Below are 7,231 nucleotides of genomic sequence, written 5' to 3' on the forward strand. Positions count from 1 at the left end.
GATTATATCATCAGAACCTGTCTCTACCCACAAAAAAATCGCGCTTCCACAGGGTGGCGTAAAAGCGCGCTAAAACGGTGACACTTTCTGCAGAGGGTCACGTCTTATGATTGATAATAATGGTAGGAGGATTGTACACGTGGGAAGAATTTGTCTCGTCACTGATAGCACTGCTGATCTCACCCCTGTCCAAGCGCAAAATCTCAAGGTCACGATCCAGCCGCTGTATGTCGTATGGGGCGACAAAATGTACCGTGATGGGATTGATATCACGCCCGACGCTTTTTACACACAACTAAAAGCTTCATCCACCTCACCCACCACCAGCCAACCTTCGCCAGGGGAATTTATGGAGCTGTACAGTGGGCTTTTTTCTGCTGGGTACGACACCATTGTCTCTTTGCACATTTCGGCTGGACTGAGTGGAACATGTCAGGCAGCCCGCCAAGCGGCAGAGCAACTTACCGGCAAGGATATTCGCGTGGTTGACTCGCGCTCCATCAGCGTTGGCGCCGGCCTACAAGTACGGGCAGCCGCAGCGGCCATTGGCGAAGGTCGCTCTGTCGAAGAAGTTCTCGCCGCCATCGAAGTCTGTCGCCAAAACCATGAGTTGCTTTTTACCCTGAACACCCTCGAGTATCTCGCTAGAGGGGGCAGAATCGGCAAGGCGAAGAGTTTGCTCGGCTCTCTCCTTAATATCAAGCCCATTATCCGCGTGGAGGACGGCGCCTATGTTGATGCCGGCAAAGCCAGAAGTCAAAAGCAGGCTCTCACGCAGATAGTAGGCCTCTTCCAAGAGTTATCGCAGGGTCGCCGCGTTAAGCGTGTGAGTGTGGGTGTCGGGGCCGCCGATGAGGCTGGGCAGGTACTTGTAGGCGAGCTGACCAAGGCCTTCGGCGTCGAGCCCGCTCTATCGCATTTGGGGCCTGTCGTTGGCGTGCATACCGGGCCTGGAACTGTGGGAGCGGCTGTGGAGTACTACCCTCGATAGTCTCGCTACGCGCGGCGCAGTTCGTCACATAGCTCGCGCATGAGCTCGTCTACAGAGACGATACTGTGAATGCGATGCACTTCGGAGCCACAGAAGGCGAAACCATCCCCTAGTTGCCCGCGAGCGGCGTTAATCAAGGCTTCGGCAATACAGTAGGGCGCTCTTAAAGGGTTGCAAGGCTTAAGACAGTGCACCACGCAACTGTCTGGTTGACGCAGGCCCTTTTCTACTTCCTTGAGAAATTTATTGGCGAGTGCTCGCCCCGGCATACCCACGGGGCTGTCAATAATGACTACGTCGTCCGGGGTTGCTTGCAGGTACGCTTCTTTGAATTCGCTGGCGGCATCACACTCTAGAGTGGCGACAAAGCGTGTCGCTAACTGCACCCCGGCCGCCCCTGCCCTGAGTAATCTCGCGATATCGCCCCCGCTAAAAACCCCGCCGCCCGCAATAAGGGGCAGCGAAGCCGCCTTTTCACCAAGCAAGTCGCGCATTGCCGTGTGTACCTCGCTCAGAATCGTATCGAGAGAGAATTGGCCCGTGCTGTCGGCAAGCTGGCTGCGCGAAAAACCTAAGTGCCCACCCGCTAGAGGCCCCTCCACCACTATGGCATCTGGCAGGCGATTATACTTATTGAGATAGTGCTTGGTGATAAGTGCCGCCGCTTTCGCCGAGCTGACGATAGGGACAATGGCGGTTGACGACCCTCTGGTGAGGGCTGGTAGTAACAACGGCAGCCCTGCGCCGCTAAATATAATGTCCGCGCCTCCCCTTACCGCCGTTTCAACTAGCAGGGCGTAATCGTTAGCAGCCACCATGATATTGACGCCAATAACCCCCTGGGGAGCGATTTCTCGCGCCCTATGGAGGTGCCACAAAAGGGCCTCGCTATTGGCCGTGACTTTGTCTGTGGCATAGGTCGGCCACTGAAACCCAATTTCAACCCCCGCAATGACCCCCACGCCCCCTGCGCGGGCGACTGCTCCGGCTAGCCCCGACAAGGAGATACCTACACCCATGGCCCCCTGTACAATGGGTACTTGGGCGATTTTTTCTCCGATAACTAATTGCGGTATTTGCATGATCTTTCCTCCCCAATGTGCGACGATTACTTACCATCTAGCTTGACGCTGGAGACAGGTAAAAATGTCTCGATTTATAGATGCTTGTTCTATCGCGCACCTTTTCAGCCTGCAGCCATAAGCTGAAGCGAGGACTGAGAAAGGAAGTGTTCCTGCGATGAGGCTCTGCCGCATTCGTGACTCTGTCACGGCTCGCACTGTTACAGCTGGAATCAAAAAATACAATGGTGTGGTGGTTGCCCCCCAGCGCATACTGGCGCGCCCTCATTTTACCATCGAAAGTGGCCCCTACACTGCAGGCTGGATTGGCTTTGAAGGGCGCGGCAGGGGTGTTTACGAGTTGGTGCACCTCTCCATAAAGCCAAAATTTCGTCATTTGGGGCTGGCACAGAGCGCGACCAAGCAGACTATCGCCTTGGCAAAGGGCGCCGGTGGCAGATATGCTTATACCCGTATCAATCACAAAAATCGACCTTCGATTTGCCTAGCACGCAAGTTAGGCTTCCGGCAAACCCATCGCGGCAAGACCTGCATTTTTGGAAGGCCTATCTAGCTGTGACCCGGGCTTCGCCGGGGTCTTTTTTTTGCAGGAAAGCGCCTAGGGCGTGACGAAAAGAGAGGCGAGGTGATGGCAATGAAAAAAGTACTAGGTCTGTGTGGGTCTGCTCGCCGAGACGGCAACACCGATCTTCTGATCAGAGAGATCTTGCGCGGGGCGGCAGACACTGGGGCTGCCGTAGAAACAATCCGCCTGTCCGATTTGTCGATTAGCCCTTGCACTGGGTGTAACCACTGCAAGACAAATGACGAGTGTAGCATTCCAGACGATATGTCCATGCTGCTCGACGAAATCGTGCAGTCCTCGGGGGTAGTGCTCGGCTCACCAGTGTACATGGGACAGGTAACAGGCCAGACAAAAGTGTTTCTTGATCGTCTCTACCAGCTGCGGCGCGGGGACAGAACACTTAGGGTGGACGGCTCCCACATCCGGGGGGCGGTGCTCGCCGTGTGTGGCGCACCTTCGCACGAGCATCCACAGGCGACTTTAGCCACGCTCAGAGTACTCTTTAGGTGTCTGAACCAGCCTAAAGTGTGGGAGCTCGTGGGCACAAGCCTAGGGCCTAAAGGCATTGTCAGAGAAAGAACTGGGCTACTAGAGGATGCCTACGAGCTAGGGCGTAAGCTCGGATCTTAATAGCCCAAAGATAGTGCGCAGAGCCGGCTCAACATGAAGTGAGCCGGCTCTGCCTCTTGCCGTGGACCTAAACCCTTACCGTAACCCCTAGGGCAGATTACTTAGTGTAGCGGAATAAAAGGAGTAGCGAAGTTTTCGTCGAACGTATACTAAGGCCTTTGGCTGGCACTACTTGTCTACAACTAGAGGGGGCGCTAACATGTCGCTACGCGGGCGTATCAAATGCATTAAGGACGATCTAGACGGTCGTTCCTCCGATGTACAAGAGTCAAATATTCGCTTAAACAACTACCACGGCGTAGTCTCTACGCTAGCCGCTAACTTGGTGGGCCCTTTTATGGGCATATTCGCGGTGCGCTTAGGTGCCAGCAACGTCCAGATTGGTCTTTTATCCTCCGCACCTGCCTTTGTCAGCCTGTTGGCCATGATTCCGGGGGCCAAATTTATAGATTCCCGCCGCGATAAGAAGCGCTACACGGCGGCCTTTATGCTTGCCCACCGCATCTTCTACTTGCTGCTGGCGATGATCCCGTTCTTCACCCCTGATCGTCGCGCGGCGCTACTAGTTCTCACTCTAGCTGTAATGAACCTACCAGGCGCTATCTCTAATGTCGCTTGGCAGGGGTTTATCGCCCGCGTAGTACCGCCTCATCGCCGAGCCACGGCCTTTGCCGAGCGCAATCGCCTCATGAATGTAATCGGCACCCTGTGCATCCTGGTAGCCGGACGAGCGCTAGATATTATGACCTACCCACTAGGGTACCAAATCATCTTCGCCGTAGCCTTTGCCTTCGGGGCACTGGAGATTTGGGTCTTTCGCCGGCTGGTTGTGGCTCCTGACGGTGCAGCAGAGCACAATGCCGCTGATATCCCTGTGGGGAGATTCGCCGCTACCCTTCTGCGGTCAGTCAGAGACGATCTGCGTGAATTTCGGGGGAAGTGGAGCTTCTTGCGTTTCACGCTTGTTTCCTTATTCTTTCATTTCGCCTGGCAGGTCGCCTGGCCGCTTTTTACCCTTTACCAAACAAAGGAGCTTGGTGCCAACAATCTCTGGATTAGCATCTTGCATTTAAGTAACACGGGGGGATCATTGCTAGGCTATGGCTTCTGGGCCAAGTACATGGAGAGAAACGGCTCGCTCAAAACGCTGTTTGCTTCCACCTTGGGCATTTTCATCGTGCCTGTGGTTTACGCTTTCTCGCGCGACCTTCTCACTATTACCTTCTTTAACGTCATCACGGGCATTATTTTCTCGGGAGTAATGCTGGCCCTCTTTAATTCTCTGCTCGATATGACCCCTGAAGAGCGCAAAACTACCTATATTGGCTACTACAATACGGCGATTACGGCTAGTGCCATCTTCGCCCCCATGGCGGGAGTCGCCATGCTCGAGTTGTGGGGCTACAGGCCCGCATTCCTCATAGCGGCTACCTTGCGCATTATGGGTAGCCTAGCCTTTGGGCTTATCTACCTGCTCGAAAAACGACCCGAAAAATGCAACACCGATAACGCCTCATGACAACCTGCCCTTTAGCGTAACGGCAAGTTGATGATGATAGTAGTGCCATGTCCGGGCTCGGACGCCACATTTATGGAGCCTTGATGCAAGTTTATGACTTCCCACGCGATGGCGAGCCCCAAGCCGCTGCCCCCTGTGTTGCGCGCCCGCGCTGCATCTACCCTGTAGAAGCGCTCGAATAGCCTGTCTACCGCCGCAGGCGGGATTCCGAGGCCGTCGTCGGCTACGCGCAGGCTGAGAACAGAGTCCGCCTCTAGAGTAACGAAGACTGCCGCACGCGCGAACTTCACGGCATTGTCCACAATGTTAAGAATGGCGCTGTGAAGCCGGCCTTCATCGGCTGTAATAGTGGTGGGGGGCATTTCGCCCATTTTCATCCGCACACCTCTCTCCTCTGCTAAGGGCGCTAGCGAACTGACCACCCGCCTCACTAAAAGAGAGAGGTCAATAGTGGTGAGTTCAAGCGTCGGCCGGCTATCAAGGCGAGCCAGCTTGAGCAAATCGTCTACGAGCCGAGTCAATCTATCTAATTCTCTATCGATCTCACTCAAAAAATCGCGCATGACGGCATGCTCCACCTGTTCGTCGCCCACGAGTGGCGCAATAAGCGCCTTCATAGAGGCCAAGGGGGTACGAAGTTCATGAGAAGCATCGCCCACAAATTTGCGGCGCGCTTCTTCTAGGGTAGCCAAGCGCAGGCTCATGGCGTTAAAGGCCTCGCCCAGTTCATAGACCTCCTGGTCACCAGACGGTTGCACTGTTGTACCTAGGGCGCCAGCCGCCATCTGCTTGGCCCCTGTAGTCAGCCTGGCTAGCGGCGTAGAGATGCCAAAGGCGAAGTAAATTGCCATAGGCACGGCTAAGAGGGACATGAGCAGGCTGCCACTAATGAGGCGCTGCGCGATAATTTGCTGCTTTTTGCGTAAATCGGCGAGCGAGGTGGCGATAAGCGCCACCCCTATAATTTCTGATGAACTGACGGCCAGCCTCCCAGCAGCTGCAATGGGCACATAAACATAGAGCACGGGCTCTAGAGCGTCTTGTCTAACTACCGCCACACTCTGCCCAGAAAGACTGGTTTTAAGTTCAGCGTGGTCAATCTTTGTGCCAGCTAATTCACCGTAAGCGTCAACCAGCACGCGGGAATCCGGAGCAATAAACATCACCCTCGACTCTAGTCGTTGGCTTTCAAGTTGTGCTAGACGATCTAGGGCGAGCCCATCACCCTGCAGGTCGAGGCCTGCGGCATAGGCCACGAGGCTCCCTTGCGTTAAGAGCTCTAATTTTCGTTCGCGGACAAAGTACTGCCACAGGGCTGGATTGACGAACAGAGCTGAGCCAAGCGAAGCCAGTACAATGACCAGCAAGTAGGTTAGCGGCAGGCGCGTGCGTAGACTTAGGCGCATGACTTACCGCTCACGAAAATTGTAGCCGACTCCCCAACGCGTCAAAACATATTCTGGACAGGACGGGTTTTTCTCGATTTTCTCTCGCAGTCGCCGCACGTGGACATCCACATTGCGCACATCGCCATAGTATTCATACCCCCATACTAATTCCAAAAGATTCTCCCTGGTAAAGACTCGCCCAGGGTTCGTCGCGAAAACGAGAAGGATGTTATACTCTTTGGCCGTAAGATCAAGTAGTTCCCCATCAAGATGCACGAGGCGCTTCACAAGATCAATATGTAGAGCACCCACCGCGATACTTTCATTTTCAGGCACGATGCCGCCCCAGACAACGCGCCTGAGGTTCGCTCTAATCCTGGCAATCAACTCGCGGGTGCTAAAGGGCTTGGTCATGTAGTCATCGGCCCCTATTTCAAGGCCTAGTATTTTGTCAATATCTTCATTTCGCGCGGTAAGCATGATAATTGGCACTGTGGAGTGTTTGCGGATGCTCTTGCAGACCTCGGTACCATCAAGCTCAGGAAGCATTAAGTCTAACACCACCAGATCTGGCTGCACCTCTTCAACGACCTGTAGTGCTCGCTTACCATTTTCAGCAGTGTAAACATCGAAACCTTCGCGCTCGAGGCTATACTTTAGCCCTTTGATAAGAGCTGCTTCGTCATCCACAAGCAGTATTCTCGCCATCGCTCTGCCTCCTGCCGTACTTTTACTGTATCTAGGTACCATTTCGCCAAATAGCCACTCGATTCCTGCTCATTAGAAGCAAGAAGCAAGAAGCAAGAAACCAGAAGCAAGATGCAAGAAACCAGAAGCAAGAAGCAAGAAGATAGAAGCCGAAAGCAAAGACCCCTAGCATAGCTAGGGGTCTTCTAAGAAGATTCCGGCGGCGACCTACTCTCCCGGGAACTTGCGTCCCAAGTACCATCAGCGCTGGAGGGCTTAACTGCCGTGTTCGGGATGGGAACGGGTGTGACCCCTCCGCCATAACCACCGGAAATATGCACTCTCAAAACTAAACAGTGGAGACATTCA

The 7,231-nt window shown here is 54.2% G+C and carries 7 protein-coding genes and 1 rRNA gene; 4 read left to right on the top strand and 4 right to left on the bottom strand.

Annotation, left to right across the window (positions count from 1 at the left end):
- Positions 1-139: 139 nt before the first annotated feature.
- Positions 140-991, top strand: coding sequence for a DegV family protein (locus KGZ92_01465; GenBank protein ID MBS3887954.1), 852 nt, complete (start codon positions 140-142; stop codon positions 989-991).
- Positions 992-996: 5 nt separating this feature from the next.
- Here the strand turns inward: KGZ92_01465 and KGZ92_01470 are convergent, their stop codons facing one another.
- A complete protein-coding gene (locus KGZ92_01470) occupies positions 997-2,073 on the bottom strand; it encodes a nitronate monooxygenase (GenBank protein ID MBS3887955.1) in 1,077 nt (358 codons plus the stop codon).
- A gap of 157 nt (positions 2,074-2,230) precedes the next feature.
- Between KGZ92_01470 and KGZ92_01475 the strand changes: the two genes are divergently transcribed.
- From KGZ92_01475 to KGZ92_01485, 3 genes are all read left to right on the top strand, one after another.
- Entirely contained in the window at positions 2,231-2,626 is a 396-nt protein-coding gene (locus tag KGZ92_01475) for a GNAT family N-acetyltransferase (protein ID MBS3887956.1), read from the top strand.
- A 75-nt stretch (positions 2,627-2,701) separates the two neighbouring features.
- Positions 2,702-3,268, top strand: a complete 567-nt coding sequence (locus KGZ92_01480) for a flavodoxin family protein (protein MBS3887957.1) — start codon at positions 2,702-2,704, stop codon at positions 3,266-3,268.
- A 199-nt stretch (positions 3,269-3,467) separates the two neighbouring features.
- Positions 3,468-4,787, top strand: a complete 1,320-nt coding sequence (locus KGZ92_01485) for an MFS transporter (GenBank protein ID MBS3887958.1) — start codon at positions 3,468-3,470, stop codon at positions 4,785-4,787.
- Between the two features lie 11 nt (positions 4,788-4,798).
- On the opposite strand, the gene KGZ92_01490 is transcribed toward KGZ92_01485, so the two are convergent.
- The 3 genes from KGZ92_01490 to rrf form a co-directional block, all read right to left on the bottom strand.
- Positions 4,799-6,193 (bottom strand): HAMP domain-containing protein, encoded by a 1,395-nt coding sequence (locus tag KGZ92_01490; GenBank protein MBS3887959.1) that lies wholly within the window; start codon positions 6,191-6,193, stop codon positions 4,799-4,801.
- Positions 6,194-6,196: 3 nt separating this feature from the next.
- Entirely contained in the window at positions 6,197-6,883 is a 687-nt protein-coding gene (locus KGZ92_01495; GenBank protein MBS3887960.1) for a response regulator transcription factor, read from the bottom strand.
- A gap of 194 nt (positions 6,884-7,077) precedes the next feature.
- Positions 7,078-7,194: ribosomal RNA gene (rrf, locus tag KGZ92_01500) — 5S ribosomal RNA — on the bottom strand.
- Positions 7,195-7,231: the final 37 nt, after the last annotated feature.

Source organism: Bacillota bacterium (assembly GCA_018333655.1).
Lineage (GTDB): Bacteria > Bacillota > UBA994 > UBA994 > UBA994 > BS524.

Bases quoted from the DNA above. Each gene is read 5' to 3' on its own strand.
- KGZ92_01485 (MBS3887958.1), top strand. From the start codon at position 3,468: ATGTCGCTACGCGGGCGTATCAAATGCATTAAGGACGATCTAGACGGT.
- KGZ92_01490 (MBS3887959.1), bottom strand. From the start codon at position 6,193: ATGCGCCTAAGTCTACGCACGCGCCTGCCGCTAACCTACTTGCTGGTC.
- KGZ92_01470 (MBS3887955.1), bottom strand. From the start codon at position 2,073: ATGCAAATACCGCAATTAGTTATCGGAGAAAAAATCGCCCAAGTACCC.
- KGZ92_01475 (MBS3887956.1), top strand. From the start codon at position 2,231: ATGAGGCTCTGCCGCATTCGTGACTCTGTCACGGCTCGCACTGTTACA.
- KGZ92_01495 (MBS3887960.1), bottom strand. From the start codon at position 6,883: ATGGCGAGAATACTGCTTGTGGATGACGAAGCAGCTCTTATCAAAGGG.
- KGZ92_01480 (MBS3887957.1), top strand. From the start codon at position 2,702: ATGGCAATGAAAAAAGTACTAGGTCTGTGTGGGTCTGCTCGCCGAGAC.